This is a genomic window from Acinetobacter sp. AHP123, assembly GCF_023757925.1.
GTDB classification, from domain to species: Bacteria; Pseudomonadota; Gammaproteobacteria; order Pseudomonadales; family Moraxellaceae; genus Acinetobacter; species Acinetobacter oleivorans.
In genome coordinates this window covers 3,576,105-3,592,489 of the sequence record NZ_CP092454.1, presented here as the reverse complement: position 1 = coordinate 3,592,489, position 16,385 = coordinate 3,576,105, and the positions used below count along the sequence as shown (strand labels likewise).

11 protein-coding genes are annotated in these 16,385 nt (G+C 41.3%); 5 read left to right on the top strand and 6 right to left on the bottom strand.

All coding sequences use genetic code 11. The features are described 5' to 3' along the window. Positions 1-30 precede the first annotated feature (30 nt). Positions 31-3,513 (bottom strand): indolepyruvate ferredoxin oxidoreductase family protein, encoded by a 3,483-nt coding sequence (locus MJX77_RS17085; RefSeq protein WP_252059802.1) that lies wholly within the window; start codon positions 3,511-3,513, stop codon positions 31-33. A 204-nt stretch (positions 3,514-3,717) separates the two neighbouring features. Between MJX77_RS17085 and MJX77_RS17080 the strand changes: the two genes are divergently transcribed. Beyond that, positions 3,718-4,659: a LysR family transcriptional regulator gene (locus MJX77_RS17080; RefSeq protein ID WP_086266185.1), complete on the top strand. Its 942-nt coding sequence runs from the start codon at positions 3,718-3,720 to the stop codon at positions 4,657-4,659. 244 nt (positions 4,660-4,903) lie between these two features. On the opposite strand, the gene MJX77_RS17075 is transcribed toward MJX77_RS17080, so the two are convergent. From MJX77_RS17075 to MJX77_RS17055, 5 genes are read right to left on the bottom strand one after another with little or no spacing between them, the layout of a single operon-like run. After that, on the bottom strand, positions 4,904-5,806 hold the full coding sequence (locus MJX77_RS17075) for a hydroxymethylglutaryl-CoA lyase (protein WP_252059801.1): 903 nt from the start codon (positions 5,804-5,806) through the stop codon (positions 4,904-4,906). After that, positions 5,803-7,794, bottom strand: a complete 1,992-nt coding sequence (locus MJX77_RS17070; RefSeq protein ID WP_252059800.1) for an acetyl/propionyl/methylcrotonyl-CoA carboxylase subunit alpha — start codon at positions 7,792-7,794, stop codon at positions 5,803-5,805. The genes MJX77_RS17075 and MJX77_RS17070 overlap by 4 nt, the downstream gene beginning before the upstream one ends. An 11-nt stretch (positions 7,795-7,805) precedes the next feature. Next, complete coding sequence (locus MJX77_RS17065) at positions 7,806-8,609, bottom strand: enoyl-CoA hydratase/isomerase family protein (RefSeq protein WP_252059798.1); 804 nt, start codon at positions 8,607-8,609, stop codon at positions 7,806-7,808. A 9-nt stretch (positions 8,610-8,618) separates the two neighbouring features. Further along, positions 8,619-10,220, bottom strand: a complete 1,602-nt coding sequence (locus MJX77_RS17060; protein ID WP_252059797.1) for a carboxyl transferase domain-containing protein — start codon at positions 10,218-10,220, stop codon at positions 8,619-8,621. Positions 10,221-10,244: 24 nt separating this feature from the next. After that, on the bottom strand, positions 10,245-11,417 hold the full coding sequence (locus MJX77_RS17055; RefSeq protein ID WP_005304222.1) for an isovaleryl-CoA dehydrogenase: 1,173 nt from the start codon (positions 11,415-11,417) through the stop codon (positions 10,245-10,247). A 144-nt stretch (positions 11,418-11,561) separates the two neighbouring features. Between MJX77_RS17055 and MJX77_RS17050 the strand changes: the two genes are divergently transcribed. The 4 genes from MJX77_RS17050 (at position 11,562) to MJX77_RS17035 (ending at position 16,289) form a co-directional block, all read left to right on the top strand. Beyond that, positions 11,562-12,179 carry a TetR/AcrR family transcriptional regulator gene (locus MJX77_RS17050; RefSeq protein WP_004793061.1) on the top strand — a complete coding sequence of 206 codons (618 nt, stop codon included), beginning with the start codon at positions 11,562-11,564 and terminating at the stop codon, positions 12,177-12,179. A 109-nt stretch (positions 12,180-12,288) separates the two neighbouring features. Continuing rightward, complete coding sequence (locus MJX77_RS17045) at positions 12,289-13,983, top strand: AMP-binding protein (RefSeq protein ID WP_252059795.1); 1,695 nt, start codon at positions 12,289-12,291, stop codon at positions 13,981-13,983. A gap of 72 nt (positions 13,984-14,055) precedes the next feature. After that, positions 14,056-14,727: a class I SAM-dependent methyltransferase gene (locus tag MJX77_RS17040; RefSeq protein ID WP_252059793.1), complete on the top strand. Its 672-nt coding sequence runs from the start codon at positions 14,056-14,058 to the stop codon at positions 14,725-14,727. Positions 14,728-15,005: 278 nt separating this feature from the next. Continuing rightward, positions 15,006-16,289 (top strand): DcaP family trimeric outer membrane transporter, encoded by a 1,284-nt coding sequence (locus tag MJX77_RS17035; RefSeq protein ID WP_252061355.1) that lies wholly within the window; start codon positions 15,006-15,008, stop codon positions 16,287-16,289. Positions 16,290-16,385: the final 96 nt, after the last annotated feature.

Genomic DNA, 16,385 nt, shown 5'->3' with positions numbered 1-16,385 from the left:
TATTTCGAGATTTAAATTTTAAGCAATTCCTTAGCTACGAACTTTAATGAGTGTTGGTGTAAGCTCATCCCAACGCTGTTTTGCTGCATCCATTGCTTTCATTTTGATATGACCATAACCACGAACTTCTGCTGGTAATTTTGCAATTTGCTCAGCAACTGCCAAGTTATGATTGTCTGGTGTTTCAACAAGTGCTTCAACAAATGCGATGTAACGGTCACGCCATGCTTGTTCGTGTTGACGTTCTTCTTGACGTGCAAATGGGTCAAGGAAAGTTTCACGAAGCCATTGTAAACGAGCAAGCATCATCATTGGGAAGCGCATCCAGTAACCAAACGCACGTTTACGGACATTTTTCAGACCACCAAGTAACGCTGGTGGAGCAAGATGATAGGTTAAACGTAAGCCTTTACCGAATTGGGTTTCAATTGATTCTTTGAAGCTTTTACCTGTTAAAAGACGTGCAACTTCATATTCATCTTTATACGCCATGACTCTATAAAGCTGAGTTGCAATCGTACCTGTTAACTCTTCTGGTAGTTTTTTAGCTGCCAGTTCTACAAGTGTACGGTATTTAGCTGCATAAGCTTCATTCCAGTAGTCTGTTAGACGAGCAGAGCGGTCTTCAACAAGTTCAGCCAAAGTTTGCGGAGTTTTAGTTTTTGGCATTGCCGCAACTAAGCGTGCAGCTAAAGTTGGGTCACTTGCAAGATGACAACCCACACGGAAAGCTTCTAGGTTCTTTTCAACAGCAGTACCATTTAAGCGAATTGCTTTTTCAATACTTTCACGTAATAGCGGAATGCGACCAGATTGCCATGCCATACCAAGTAATAACTGGTTGGTATAAATTGAATCACCTAGCAGTTGTGTTGCAATGCGAGCTGCTGGCAAAGAAACCAGTTGACCTTGACGAACACGACCACGAAGACGATCAATTAAATCGCTAATCGGTGCATACCAGTCACGAGATTTAATAAACTCAGAAGTAGGGGTACTGTCTTCATTCACAATAACCAACGCATCATCTTTTAAGCGAGAAAGAGCAGCGCTACCACCAGCGACTACGGCATCTGCACCGATGAGTAATTCACATTGGCCCGCTGGAATTTTGGTAGAAGAAATTTGCTCATCACTTGCTGCAAGTTGAACGTATGAATAAACTGTACCACCTTTTTGGGCAAGTCCAGCCATGTCCATCACACGTGTTGCTTTACCTTCTAGGTGAGCTGCCATACCAAGCAGTGCGCCAATAGTCACAACACCTGTACCACCAATACCACCGACCATAATACGACTTGGAACATCATATAACTGAGGAATAACTGGAGATGTTGGCCAGCCTGCACCAATACCTTCAAATTTAGCTGGACGTTTCATATCACGTGTATGAACAGTCACAAAACTTGGGCAGAACCCTTCGGCACAAGTGAAGTCTTTATTACAGCTACTTTGGTTAATCTGACGTTTAGTACCTAAAGCAGTCTCTACTGGCTCAATAGATAAGCAGTTTGATTTTTTCGAACAGTCGCCACAGCCTTCGCAAATATCGCTGTTAATGTACAAACGCTCAGCTGGGTCAGGGTAGGCATCACGTTTACGGCGACGGCGTTTTTCACTGGCACAGGTTTGTACATAAATTAAAGCGGTTACACCTGTAACTTCACGGAGCTCGCGTTGAACCGTATCGAGTTCATTACGGTGGCGAATTTCTACACCTGGTGCAATGCCGTCTTCTTCATTTAATAGTTTAACTTCATCAGTAACAATGACTTGTTTTTTAATGCCTTCGGCAGCAAGCTGACGAGTTAACTGCGCAACGCTCAAATGTCCATCTACATGCTGACCACCTGTCATAGCGACCGCATCGTTGTAGAGGATTTTGTAGGTAATATTAGTTTTTGCGGCAATAGACTGACGAATTGCTAAGTAACCTGAGTGGAAGTAAGTTCCGTCACCAAGGTTGGCAAAAATGTGTTTTTCATTGGTAAATGGTGATGCACCGACCCAACTTACACCTTCACCCCCCATTTGAGAGAACGTTTCGGTACCACGGTCAAGTGAAACGGCAATATAGTGACAACCAATACCGCCTAATGCACGGCTACCTTCAGGAACGACTGTTGAAGAGTTATGTGGGCAACCACTACAGAAATATGGTTTACGCTCAGCAAGATCAATAACACGTTTTGATTCTTGCTCTGCTTTTAGCAGTAAGTCGATTCTGCTTTGGATTTGTGTTTTTAAGCTTTCTGGAATATCGAGTTTTAAGAAGCGAGCAGCCAGCATTTTTGCAATAGGTTCAGGCTGATATTCATAGTGACCAATGAGCGGTGCTTCTTCAATAGAAGTACTCCATTCACCTTTGCCATCAGTTGCTTTACCAATCACATGTGGACGTTTGCCATCAGGCAGTGAGTACAGCTCATCTTTAATTTGTGTTTCAATAATTGGACGTTTTTCTTCAATAACGATTAGTTCTTGTAAACCTTCGGCAAACTCACGAACGCCTTGAGGTTCTAACGGCCAAATCAGTCCGACCTGATAAACACGTAGCCCAAGCTGTTGGGCAGTTTCATCTTCAATACCTAAAATGCGTAAGGCTTCAATGGTATCTAAATAACCTTTACCACTTGCAGCAATACCGATACGGGCATTTTCACAAGGCCATGTAACGGTGTTGATTTTGTTGGCGCGGGCATAAGCCAAAACAGCAGGTAAGCGATATTTATAAAGACGTTCTTCTTGCTGAATGCCATGATCTGGCCAGCGAATATTGACGCCACCTTCTGGGAAATTGACATCTTCTGGTATAACCGGAGTAACACGGTCTAGGTCGACATGAACAGAAGCAGAAGTTTCTACAATTTCACTAACCAGCTTCATTGAAGACCAAAGGCCAGAAAAACGTGAAACAGCAATGGCGTGAACACCAAAGTCTAAAATTTGTTGAACGGATGTTGGGTAGAAAATTGGAATACCGCAACCAATCATGACATGTTCAGACTGGTGAGGGATTGTAGAAGATTTACATGAGTGGTCATCACCAAATAAAGCAACGACACCACCACGTTCAGAGGTACCAGCTAAGTTAGCATGGCGGAGTACATCGCCTGAACGGTCAACACCCGGGCCTTTACCATACCACCATGAAGACACTCCATCATATTTGCCTTGGCCTGAAAGATTAACTTGTTGAGTACCCCAAATTGCGGTAGCAGCTAAGTCTTCATTTACACCAGGTTGAAATACAACATTATGGGATTTAAGTAATCCTTGAACTTGCCAAAGGAAACTATCATAGTTACCAACAGGAGAACCGCGATAACCAGAAATAAAACCAGCAGTATGATAACCATTCATCGCGTCACGGCGAGTTTGGGCAAGAGGCAACCGAACAAGTGCCTGGATGCCAGTCATATATGCTGTACCGTTATCACTTACATATTTATCTTCAAGTGACACATCCTTTGTTGCAATAATATTTGGAGTGACTTTTGTAGCTATATTCATTTATATCTCCTTAGAATTTTTAGTAGCTCGGACTACTTTCTTTTTTCAACATCCAGTTGAATATTTGGAGCAAGTGACATACGAAATAAAAAAAGATCGGTTCCTCTTCTTAAAAAGAATTAGTGCCAATGTATGTACATTTAGTCATTGTGGTTGAACTAAACTGGTGCAACAATCCGTAATTTAGGAAAACATATTTACGTTATGCGCAAAAATCTCGATGGTGGACTATTGCATGCAATGCATGCATTCCTGAAAGTGATTGATAGCGGGAGTTTCACAGCAGCAGCTGAGCAGATGGATCTGACCACAGCACAGGTTTCACGTCTTATCAGCGAGCTAGAAACACGCTTAGGTACAAAATTAATACAACGCTCAACGCGCCAGCAGGCACTGACCGATATTGGTGCGACTTATGCAGAGCGCTGTCGCCAAGTCATTTCAATGGTGGATGAAGCAGAATCAGAAGTAACAGGGACGGCTTCTAAACCCAAAGGCCGTTTACGTGTGTTAAGCATGGGAAGCTTTGGGCATCATTATGTTTTTCCAGTGATGGCCGAGTTTTGTAAGCATTATCCCGAATTAACAGTGGAATATACGACTTCACAGTACGTTCCAGATCTATTGGCAAAAGGGGTCGATGTCAGTCTGTATCTAACTGAATCATTAACAGATTCTCGGTTTGTTGCACGCAGAATTGGCACTATTTTTTCTGTTTTATGTGCTTCACCAGCGTATCTAGAAAAACATGGTGTGCCTGAGTCCCCAGAAGACTTAAAAAACCATGCCTGTTTACGCTTAGTAAACCCATCTATTACACCAGATTGGCACTTATTAAATGCAAAGGGTGAGTCTTACCAAATTGATACTGGTGGGCAACTTATTGCAGATAACCCTGAGTTATTATTAGATGTGGTGCAACAAGATATGGGCGTGGCATTATTGCCGATGTTTTCGGCTTTAGATGCAGTTCAGAATGGAAGATTATGTCATATCTTGCCAGAGTGGCGTTCGCCCGATATAGGGGTTTATACCTTATTGCCTTCACGTCATTTTATTGATGCTAAAACACGTGCATGGTTAGATTGGGTGGAAGAACATATTTCTCCAAGAATTGAAATGGATGCTTCTTATTTTTATAAATAATCAGATAAATTTTTAAGGACTACAATTGAAAAAGGATAATACGGATTTAGAACAAAAATAGGGTAGAGAATGCTTCTGTTGAGAGAGGCATTTAATACAGAGATAAATGATAAATTTTAAAAAAATTGCATGAGGGATTTAGTCCCAATTCCTGAACGAAATGAGATAAAAAATTAGACGCGATAATCTGGTAATCGGCCTAATATTAAGCTTTATACCAGATGCTGAGCTATTTTATTTATTACTATGCGTACTTGGTTTGCCAATAAGCATTTGCATAATTCGACAAACTTTTTCGGTTTAATACATTGCTAATATTTTGGCTGGCTTGCATCAGTTTTTCTAAGTCAATACCAGTTTCAAACCCCATGTGCGACAGCAAATAAAACAGATCTTCGGTCGATACATTACCCGAAGCACCTTTGGCATAAGGGCAACCACCGAGTCCTGCAAGAGACGAGTCAAAAACACGAATGCCTTGCTGTAAAGACTGATAAATATTGGCAATCGCCATGCCATAGGTATTGTGGAAATGCCCAGCCAAAACCTTGCTGTCGAGTTCAGCGAGGCATGCTTGCCAAACCTTTTGAACGCGATCTGGTGTAGCCGTACCAATGGTTTCACCTAAGGACACTTCATAGCAGCCCATGTCATAGAGTCGTTTAACAACTTTTACCACTTGCTCAGGGGCAATTGCGCCTTCATATGGACAATCGACAATACAGGAGACATAACCGCGTACACGGATGTTATGTGCTTTTGCTGCACTCATGACATCGCTAAATTTTTCAAAGCTCTCATCGATTGAGCAGTTAATATTTTTACGGGTAAAGCTTTCAGAAGCTGCGGTAAACACCGCAACCTCTTTGCATCCTACCGCTTGAGCAGTTTCAAAACCTTTGATATTGGGAGTGAGTAGGCTAAATTGCACATCGGTTGTTTGGGGTAACAGCTTAAATAGCTCGTCACTTTGAGCCATTTGCGGCACCCATTTTGCCGAAACGCATGAACCGACTTCAATCGATTTCAGACCTGCATTAATCAGGTCATTAATAAAGTTTAAGCGTTGTTCGACAGTCAAAGCCTGCTTTTCATTTTGGAGGCCGTCTCTGGGACCGACCTCCACGATTTTGACAAACTCACTCATGCAACTTCCTCCTGCGCAGGCTGAAATTCCAAAAGCTCGTCGCCAGCTTTGACTTGATCACCGACTTGGAAATAGGAGTCTACAATCAAGCCGTCTTTAGGGGCACGAATGGTATATTCCATTTTCATCGCTTCAAGCGTCATTAAAATATCGTCTTTCTTCACGCTATGATTTGCACTTACTAGCACTTGTGTGACTACACCCGGCATTGGTGCTTTTAGGTGGCCTTCGTCAGCTTGGCTATCTGCCTGGTTAAAGTCTTGACGGATGTAAGCAAACTTATAGCTTTGTCCATTTTGGAATAAGGTAATACCTTGCTGACTTTGGTTAAAAGACAGTTTTTGCTTAGTCCCAGCAATTTGAACAGAGGCCGTATGCGCATCAATCAATTGTCCAGAAATCGGGTAGCTTTGACCGTTATATTTTGCGGTGAAACCATCTTCATTTGAGGCAAATTTGATTTGGATATTTTGGTTTAAATAATTCAGTTTAATACTGTGCTGATAAGCAATATTTAAACGCCAAAGTGGTTGAGCCTGCCAAAGCTGTTTTTGGCTTGAGTTGTTGTTATTAAGTTTACTGAGGAACTCAATAAATGCCGCTGCTACCACAAGTTCAGGTTTGATCTCTTCAGGACTAAACAAGAAGTTTTGTTCACGTTGAATCAGGTTGGTATCAAGCTTAGCTTGTTTAAAAGATTCACTACGAACAATCTTTTCAAGAAAGGCAATATTGTTGCCTAAACCATCCACATGGAATTGACTTAAAGCGTGTTGCATTTGAATGAGCGCAGCTTCACGGTTTTTACCCCATACGATGAGTTTAGCAATCATTGGGTCGTAATAAGTCGTGATTTCATCACCTTCAACAATACCGCTGTCTACACGTACATATTGGTTTTGCGTTGGGTAATGCAAATAGTCAATTTTACCAATAGCAGGTAAAAAGCCTTTTTCTGGTTCTTCAGCGTAGATACGTGCTTCAAGCGCATGTCCGTGAATTTGCAATTCGTTTTGTAGTTTAGGTAAAGGTTCGCCATAAGCGACGCGAAGTTGCCACTCAACTAAGTCTTCACCTGTAATCATTTCAGTGACAGGGTGTTCGACTTGTAAACGGGTATTCATTTCCATGAAATACGCCGTTCCGTCTTGTTCCACAATAAACTCAACCGTACCTGCACCTACATAATCTACGGCGCGTGCAGCATCAATTGCTGCTTGGCGCATTGCATCGAGCTTTTCGCTTGGCATTTGTGGAGCAGGGGCTTCTTCTAGCACTTTTTGGTGACGGCGTTGTACCGAACAATCACGTTCAAACAAATGCACATAGTTGCCATGCGTATCGCCAAACACTTGAACTTCAATATGTCGTGGTTGAATCACATAACGCTCAATTAAGACGTCATCATTGCCAAAACTCGATTTAGCTTCACGTTTACAAGAGGCTAAGGCATGTAGAAAATCTTCACTGCGTTCAACCAGACTCATGCCTTTACCACCACCGCCGGCACTGGCTTTAATTAAAACTGGATAACCAATTTGATCTGCCTGTTGTTTTAAAAAGTCGGCATCTTGGTTGGTTCCGTGATAACCCGGTGTTAAAGGGACACCAGCTTTTTCCATTAAAGCTTTCGAGGTCGCTTTTAAGCCCATCGCTAAAATGGCATCCACTGGTGGGCCAATAAAGCAAATGTTGTGTTGTTGGCAAGCGAGTGCAAACTGGTCATTTTCAGAAAGGAAGCCATAGCCCGGGTGAACCGCTTGGCTGCCTGTATCAATCGCTGCTTGAATAATACGGTCGGCTTGCAAATAACTTTGCGTTGCAGGGGATTGACCAATATAAACCGCTTCATCTGCAAGTTTGACATGTTGTGCATTTGCGTCTGCATCTGAGTAAACGGCAACCGTTGCAATACCTAATTTTTTAGCTGTACGAATTACACGGCAGGCAATTTCGCCACGGTTCGCAATTAAAATCTTTTCAAACATGATGATCGTCCTTAATTGTTGTTATTCGAGTTAGAAACCCAAGCAGGCTGCTGTTTATTTAAAAAGGCACTCAGACCTTCTTTTGCCTCACTACCTTGACGAACTTGAGCAATATGATGTGCTGTCTGTTGCAGCAAATCATTGCTCATGGTCTGGTTGCTCACCATTTGAATCAGTTGTTTTGAGGCCGCTTGAGCATGCGGGCCACCAAGTAATAGAGCATCAATAATTTCTTGAACTTTTTTATCTAAATCTTCGGCATCTGCTACTTCGTGTGCCAAACCAATGTGTTTAGCTTCACGTGCAGAAATTCGCTCGGCAGTTAAGAAATAGCGAGAGGCTTGTCTTGCACCAATTGCACGAATCACATAAGGACTAATGGTAGATGGAGCAAGCCCTAAACGAACTTCAGAAGTTGCAAACTTGGCGTCGGTGCTGGCAATGCAAATATCACATGCCGATGCCAAACCCATGCCGCCACCAAAAGCAATACCGTGCACACGAGCAATGGTCGGTTGTTTAAGCGTTGCAAGTGCATCAAGCATTTGCGCAAGTTTTAATGCATCTGCTTCATTTTCTGCTGAAGATACCTGACCTGCCTGTTTCATCCAGTTGAGGTCGGCACCTGCCGAAAAGCTTTTACCACGACCTGCTAAAACCACTACACGAACATCATCACGCGTATTAATTTGCTTAAAGCAAGCATGCAGCTCTTCAATGACTGTAGTATTAAAAGCATTGTGTAGTTCAGGACGGTTCAGCCAAACATAGGCAACCTGACCTTGTTGTTCGAGTTGTAAAAATTGATAGCTCATATACACCTCTTACATGCGGAACACGCCAAATTTAGTTGGCTGGATTGGAGCATTCATCGCAGCGGTAAGACTTAAACCAAGTACTTGGCGAGTTTGCGCTGGGTCAATGACACCGTCATCCCAAAGGCGGGCAGAAGCATAGTACGGATGGCCTTGGCGCTCGTATTGTTCACGAATTGGTTGTTTGAATTCGTCTTCTTGTTGCGCTGACCACTCGGCACCTTTTTGCTCAATCTGATCACGTTTTAAAGTCGAGAGGACGCTTGCTGCTTGTTCGCCGCCCATCACTGAAATACGAGAGTTTGGCCATGTCCATAAAAAGCGTGGTGAATAAGCACGGCCACACATGCCGTAGTTACCTGCACCAAACGAACCACCAATAATCAAGGTGAGTTTTGGTACATTTGCGGTTGCAACTGCCATAACCAGTTTCGCACCGTTTTTTGCAATTCCTTCATTTTCATACTGGCGACCAACCATAAAGCCCGTAATGTTTTGTAGGAATAACAATGGAATATTGCGCTGTGTGCATAGCTCAATAAAGTGTGCGCCTTTTTGTGCAGACTCAGAAAATAAAATCCCGTTATTGGCAATAATGCCGACTGGCATACCATAGAGTGAAGCAAAACCGGTAATCAGTGTTGAACCAAAGCGTGCTTTAAACTCATCAAAACGCGAGCCGTCTACAATACGGGCAATCACTTCACGAACATCAAAAGGTTTACGTGCATCACTTGGAACCACACCATAGAGTTCCGATGCATCAAACAATGGTTCATCGACTTGTTTATTTAGGTCGTTTGGCTTTTTATTAAGGTTAGCGACAATGTTTCGTGCAATCGCAATCGCATGTTCATCATTTTCAGCTAAATGGTCAGCTACACCCGAAAGCCGTGTATGCACATCACCACCGCCTAAGTCTTCACTGCTTACCACTTCACCAGTCGCAGCTTTTACAAGAGGAGGTCCACCTAAGAAAATCGTACCTTGATTACGGACAATAATGGTTTCATCAGACATGGCAGGTACATATGCACCACCTGCGGTACAGCTTCCCATTACCACAGCTATTTGGGCAATACCTAGGCTCGACATGCGTGCCTGATTATAGAAAATACGCCCGAAGTGATCGCGGTCTGGGAAAACCTCATCTTGCATTGGTAAGTAGGCACCGCCTGAATCTACCAAATAAATACAAGGCAAGTGATTTTGTTCAGCAATTTCTTGTGCGCGTAAATGCTTTTTAACCGTAAGTGGGTAATACGTTCCACCTTTAACCGTTGCATCGTTGGCAACGATCATGCAAGTGATTCCGTTGACTTGACCAACACCTGCAATCACACCTGCGGCAGGAACATCATCTTCATAAACGTTGTACGCTGCCAATTGACCAATTTCTAAAAATGCCGTACCGACATCAATGAGTTGATCAATACGTTCACGAGGTAAAAGTTTACCTCGAGCCAAATGTTTTTGACGGGCATTTTCACCACCACCTAAAGCAATACGCTGGGCAACTTGTTTTAGATCTGTGACCAATGTTTGCATGGCTTGCTGGTTAGTTTTGAAGTCTTCACTTCGAACATTAATCTTGCTTTGTAATTGGTTCATAAGATGCGTCCTTATTTATAATTATTATTTGGTTTCATTGAAAAGTTCGCGGCCAATCAGCATGCGGCGAATTTCAGAAGTTCCGGCACCAATTTCATAAAGTTTTGCATCGCGCCATAAACGACCAGCAGGGAATTCATTGATATAACCGTTGCCGCCTAAAGTCTGGATTGCTTCACCAGCCATCCATGTTGCTTTTTCAGCAGCATATAAAATGGCACTTGCAGCATCTTTACGTAGACTGCGGTCATGGTCAGCTTTATCACATGCAGCACCAACAGCATAAACGAGTGCTTTACATGCCAACCAAGTTGAATACATATCGGCAAGTTTGCCTTGCATAAGCTGGAATTCACCTAAAGCTTGGCCAAACTGTTCACGTTGATGTAAATAAGGAATCACGACATCTAAACAGGCATCCATAATGCCTAAAGGTCCGGCACTTAAAACTGCACGTTCGTAGTCCAAACCACTCATCAGTACTTTTGTGCCGTTACCAACACCACCGAGTACGTTTTCAGCAGGTACTTCTACATTGTCAAAGAACAGCGGGTAAGTGTTAGAGCCACGCATACCGAGTTTGTCTAAATGGTTACCGTGACTAAAGCCTTTCATGCTTTTTTCAACTAAAAAAGCAGTCATGCCTTTTGCACCAGCTTGCGGATCAGTTTTAGCGTAAACCACGAGTACATCTGCATCACCGCCGTTAGTGATCCACATTTTTGAACCATTTAAAACGAAGTGATCACCTTTTTGCTCTGCACGTAATTTCATGCTGACGACATCAGAACCCGCATTCGGTTCAGACATCGCAAGGGCACCAACATATTCACCGGAAATCAGTTTTGGTAAATACTTTTGTTTTTGCTGCTCGTTACCGTTACGGTTAATTTGGTTTACACATAAATTAGAATGAGCACCGTAAGACAAACCAATGGCTGCCGAAGCACGAGAAATTTCTTGCATAGCAATAATATGAGCTAAATAACCCATATTGGCACCGCCATATTCTTCAGAAACCGTCATGCCTAAAAGGCCCATATCTCCGAATTTTTTCCAGAGATGTGCAGGGAATTTGTTGTCTTGATCAACTTGTTGGGCAATTGGTGCAATTTCTTTTGCACAAAATGCGGCTACCGAATCTTGAAGCGCAATTAAAGTTTCATCTAGACCGAAATTCAAGCTGCGTAGGTTCATGATATTTTCATCCTATTGGTTATATTTGTTGTCCATAAAATATTTTGTGGGTATTTGATAAGTAACATACAATGATTTTTTGAAAAAGTGAATACAGATTCATAAAATGATTTACAATTCATTTTATTTGTTAGAGAATAAATTATGAGCTATAAACGATCATCTTTAATGCAAGAGCGGATGGAGCAAAATCGTAAATCGATTTTGAATTCAGCCAGAAAAATAATTTCAGAGGGAGGATTTAAAGACGCGCAAATACAAACAATTGCAGAGCAAGCGGGTGTATCTAGTGGACTGGTTTATCGCTACTTTGATAATAAGAGCCAAGTGCTTATTGAGGTTTTGTCCGAGGCTATTAATACAGAACTATTGGTGATTGATTCGATTACCGAAAGTGAGTTATCGGCAAAGCAGAAATTACACAAGGCGGTGGCCACCTTTGTAAAACGGGCACTGAATAGTCCTCAGCTTGCATATTCACTCATGTTTGAACCCGTCGATTCAACGGTTGAACATGAGCGTTTTCGTGTAAAGCAATTGATTAAACAAAGTATTAAAAAAATACTTGCGGATGGAAATGCAAGTGGTGAGTTTGTCTTGGATGATTTAAACACAGCCGCACTTTGTGTTGTCGGTGCCATGACCTATGTGGTGGTTGAACCCCTAGACCCAGCTCAAAATACAAAGTTTGATCATGCGCACAAAGACTATTTTTCAAAACAGATTGCTGACTTTTGTGTAGATGCTGTGCAGAAGAAATAGGGCATATAAAGGATAAACATTACAAAGTAGGCGGTTTGGAAAAGTAGTTGCAGTAACAACAATTAGATCAGGTAAGAAGAGAATTAAAAGAATCAAGGAGAATGATTCAATGCAACAAGAACGGTTAAGCTACGCCTCGGGACCAAGCACACAACCCTTATTGGGTATGACTATTGGTGAACAATTTGATCAGGCCTGTCGGCAATATGCAGAAAAGGAAGCAATCGTCAGTTTCCACCAAAACAGACGATTAACCTATAAAGCTTTGCAGGATGAAGTAAACGCGTTTGCATGTAGCCTTTTAAAATTGGGATTAAAAAAAGGAGATCGATTAGCCATCTGGTCACCTAACTGTGTGGAATGGACGGTTACCCAATTTGCAGCTTTTAAAGCAGGGATTATTTTAGTCAACCTGAATACAGCTTATAAAAGCCATGAACTTGAATATGTGTTGAATAAAGTCTCATGCAAAGGATTGATTATTGCTTCTCAATTCAAAACGACTGATTATCAAGAATTATTGATAAAAATTGCCCCTGAGTTAACCAACAGTCCAGATAAAGTGCTCAGTTCAGCGCGACTGCCACATTTAAAATTTGTCATTAAAATCGATGATCAACAACATACGGGTATTTATCGCTTTAGTGATTTAGTTACTACACCAACTTCTGAACAGCTAGAACAATTAAAACAATTAGCGAAGCAACATCAGTTTGATGAAACCATTAATATTCAATTTACCTCAGGCACAACAGGTAACCCTAAAGGGACCATGTTGACCCATCACAATATTTTAAATAATGGTTATTTTGTCGGTGAAGGCATTCGCCTAACATCTCAAGATAAAGTCTGTATTTCTGTGCCGTTGTTTCATTGTTTCGGTATGGTGATGGGGAATCTAGCATGTGTTACGCATGGCGCAACCATGGTCTATCCATCGGCGGTATTTAATCCTTTAGAAACTTTAAAAGCGATTCATCAAGAACGCTGTACGGCAGCTTATGGCGTGCCGACCATGTTTATTGCCACCTTAGAACATGAACAGTTTAGTGAGTTTGATTTATCGAGCTTAAGAACAGGCATTATGGCAGGTAGTCCTTGCCCACGTGAAATTATGCAGCGGGTTATAGACCGTATGCATATGTCTGAAATCACCATTTGTTATGGTATGACTGAAACTTCGCCAGTGAGTGTACAAAGCTCAGTAAATGATTCAATTGATAAACGAGTAAGCACGGTTGGGCATGTTCATCCGCATGTTGAAATTAAAATTGTCGATTTAGAAGGGCAGATTGTTACGCAAGGCACTTTAGGTGAGCTATGCGTTCGTGGTTATTCAGTCATGGCTGGTTATTGGGGCGAAGAAGAAAAGACCAAAGAGGTCATTGATTCAGCTGGTTGGATGCATACGGGTGATATTGCCGAAATGGATCAAGACGGTTTTATTAAAATTAAAGGTCGTATTAAAGATGTGGTGATTCGTGGTGGGGAGAATCTTTTTCCAAAAGAAATTGAAGATTTTTTATATACCCATCCAGATGTAAGCGATGTGCAAGTCATTGGCTTACCAGATGCCAGATATGGTGAAGAACTCTGTGCTTGTATTATTTTGCATGAACATCATCAAATTGATGAAAACAGTATTCGCCAATTTTGCAAAGAGCATATTTCTCATAATAAAGTGCCGCGCTATGTCCGATTCTTTAATGAGTTTCCAATGACTGCTTCAGGCAAAGCACAAAAGTTTAAATTGCAGGAAATTATGCGAGCTGAGCTTAATTTAACTGGAAATGTCTTTGATTAAAGAAGTCGAAAGCCCGTTCAAAGTGCAGCAAACTATAAATTAAAAGGCAGTTTAAATAGAGGATAAAACAAAATGGCAAAAGACTTTAATAGCCCCAAAGTAGTCGAAGGATATGACGAACATATTCGTAAATTAATTCCAGGTTATGAAGTCATCCATCAACAGGTGGATGCCATTTTACAATCGGTATTGAAACCTAATGCTCATATTTTAATTGTAGGCTGTGGTACGGGGTATGAACTCGAATATTTACTTAAACGACATCCGAACTGGAAATTTACAGCAGTTGATCCATCTTTAACCATGCTGCAAAAAGCTAAGGAACAGGTTGAACTTTTAGATAAATCTTCACAAGTTACTTTTATTCATGGTGATACTTCAGCACTGCCTTTAGAACCATATTTCGATGCTGCATTGTCTATTCTTGTGGCGCATTTCGTTGCTGATGATATAAAGCCTGTTTTTTTTAAAGAGATTTATGATCGTTTAAAAGAAAAAGCAGTTTTACTTACTTACGATTTAATGACCTGTGTAAATCCACAGCAGCTTCAAGCTTTACCTTATTTATGCTTGGATCAAGGTTTAACGGAAGAGCAATGTCAGAAAATGTTAGAGCGTATGGCACAAGACTTTTTTAGCTTAACTACTGAAGGATATATCAAACTTTTGCAAAAGACTGGTTTCGAGAGCGTACAGCCGTATACGCAAATTTTGACGTATCAGGGTTTTATTGCAAAAAAATAATGTCAGTAGAGATAAAGGAATGTTGTCTTAACACCTAAATATTCTCAATGAGGATGAGAATATAAAAAACGAAAAAAATTAGAAGAACTAGCTTTACCTATAACACATTAAAAAGTGGCCTCAATGCTGCTTAAGGGAGGTTTTGTCTAAAAAATATGAGGAAGACTTTCTAGAGGAAGAAAGTCTGATGTTTAAGGGCCTGTTTTAGACAGGTACATAACAAAAAGGATGTCGAGATCTTTAAGTCTAATTAAAGATCAAAAAAGGAAAGTTTTATGATAAATGCTTTAAATACAACGGTTCAAAAAAGCCTATTAGCAGTTTCTGTGACCCTGTTTGTGTCTTCTGCTTTTGCAGGTCAAACAGATCCTGAAATAGAACAACTTCGCCAAGAAGTAAAAGAACTACGGGCTATGCTACAAGCCAACATGCAAGCTCAAAAATCTTTATCGCAACAAAGAGTGGAGCTAGCAACTAATGCAACGCCCCAAGCTGCTCAGCCTACAAAACAAGTGTTAACTAAGTCTGGCGCAGAATTTAACTTATATGGATATATACGGGCAGATGCTTCTTATCAAATGAAGGGTGCATCTACCATGTATAACAATATTAGTGGGGTTCCACTCGAAAATACGCCAGAAGAATCTGCTCAAAAAGACCAATTACACAGTACTGTTAATGTGACACGTTTTGGGTTGAATTTTAAAACCCCAACTGCTGCGGGAGATGTGGGCGGGAAACTGGAAATGGACTTCTTTGGGGCAGCTACTCGTGATCAGTTTCGGATACGCCATGCTTATTTAACGTTTGATAAATGGCTCATTGGTCAAACGTGGTCAACATTTATCGCACCTGAATATTATCCGGAAACGATTGATGCAGGCACATTTGTGGGCAGTGCATTATTAAGATCACCGCTTGTACGCTATAGCGATAACTTAACTGCAAATACCAGTTTTGCAATATCTGTTGAAGACCCGAAATATACTGCGACAACTGACCCTGACAATAAAATGCGCTTACCAGCTTTGGTAGGACGCTTAAATCATAAGTTTGCCAATGGTTCGATGTTATCTGCCCGTAGTTTAGTTGCCGAAAAAAGAACGAATAATGATGAGCAAGTCGCTTGGGGCGTGGGCTTCGGCGGTAAATATCAAATTACGCCCGACACCTTACTCAAAGCCGATTATTACCATGTCAAAGGAGATGGGCGTTTCTTGCTATGGAGTAATAGCGGCTATGCAATAGATGATCAAAATAATATGCATAGCAATGAGTTTGACACCGTTTCTTTAGGCTTAACGCATCAATTTACGCCACAAATTCGTTCAACCTTAGCTTATGGCTATATGAAAGCCAAAGATGACAACCGTTTTGCCGAATTACAACGTAATAACACCACTCAAAACAAAGAGCTTTGGCAGGGTTGGGTAAATGTACTGTATAACCCTTACAAGCCAATTACCTTGGGGGTCGAATATGTGTATGGCGAACGAGAAACTTTTGATGGCCGTAACGGGATTGATAACCGCTTCAATATGATGGCGAGTTATGACTTTTAATTTATTCAACAAGACCTTGAATAATCTGTTTTTTCTTTAGGGTGCAATATGTCGTTTTAAAAAATTAAATATGAATTTATCTCACAGAGGAGGTGA

Coding starts and splice junctions, on each gene's coding strand:
- MJX77_RS17070 (WP_252059800.1), bottom strand. CDS start 7,794: ATGTTTGAAAAGATTTTAATTGCGAACCGTGGCGAAATTGCCTGCCGT.
- MJX77_RS17060 (WP_252059797.1), bottom strand. CDS start 10,220: ATGAACCAATTACAAAGCAAGATTAATGTTCGAAGTGAAGACTTCAAA.
- MJX77_RS17045 (WP_252059795.1), top strand. CDS start 12,289: ATGCAACAAGAACGGTTAAGCTACGCCTCGGGACCAAGCACACAACCC.
- MJX77_RS17080 (WP_086266185.1), top strand. CDS start 3,718: ATGCGCAAAAATCTCGATGGTGGACTATTGCATGCAATGCATGCATTC.
- MJX77_RS17040 (WP_252059793.1), top strand. CDS start 14,056: ATGGCAAAAGACTTTAATAGCCCCAAAGTAGTCGAAGGATATGACGAA.
- MJX77_RS17075 (WP_252059801.1), bottom strand. CDS start 5,806: ATGAGTGAGTTTGTCAAAATCGTGGAGGTCGGTCCCAGAGACGGCCTC.
- MJX77_RS17055 (WP_005304222.1), bottom strand. CDS start 11,417: ATGAACCTACGCAGCTTGAATTTCGGTCTAGATGAAACTTTAATTGCG.
- MJX77_RS17065 (WP_252059798.1), bottom strand. CDS start 8,609: ATGAGCTATCAATTTTTACAACTCGAACAACAAGGTCAGGTTGCCTAT.
- MJX77_RS17085 (WP_252059802.1), bottom strand. CDS start 3,513: ATGAATATAGCTACAAAAGTCACTCCAAATATTATTGCAACAAAGGAT.
- MJX77_RS17050 (WP_004793061.1), top strand. CDS start 11,562: ATGAGCTATAAACGATCATCTTTAATGCAAGAGCGGATGGAGCAAAAT.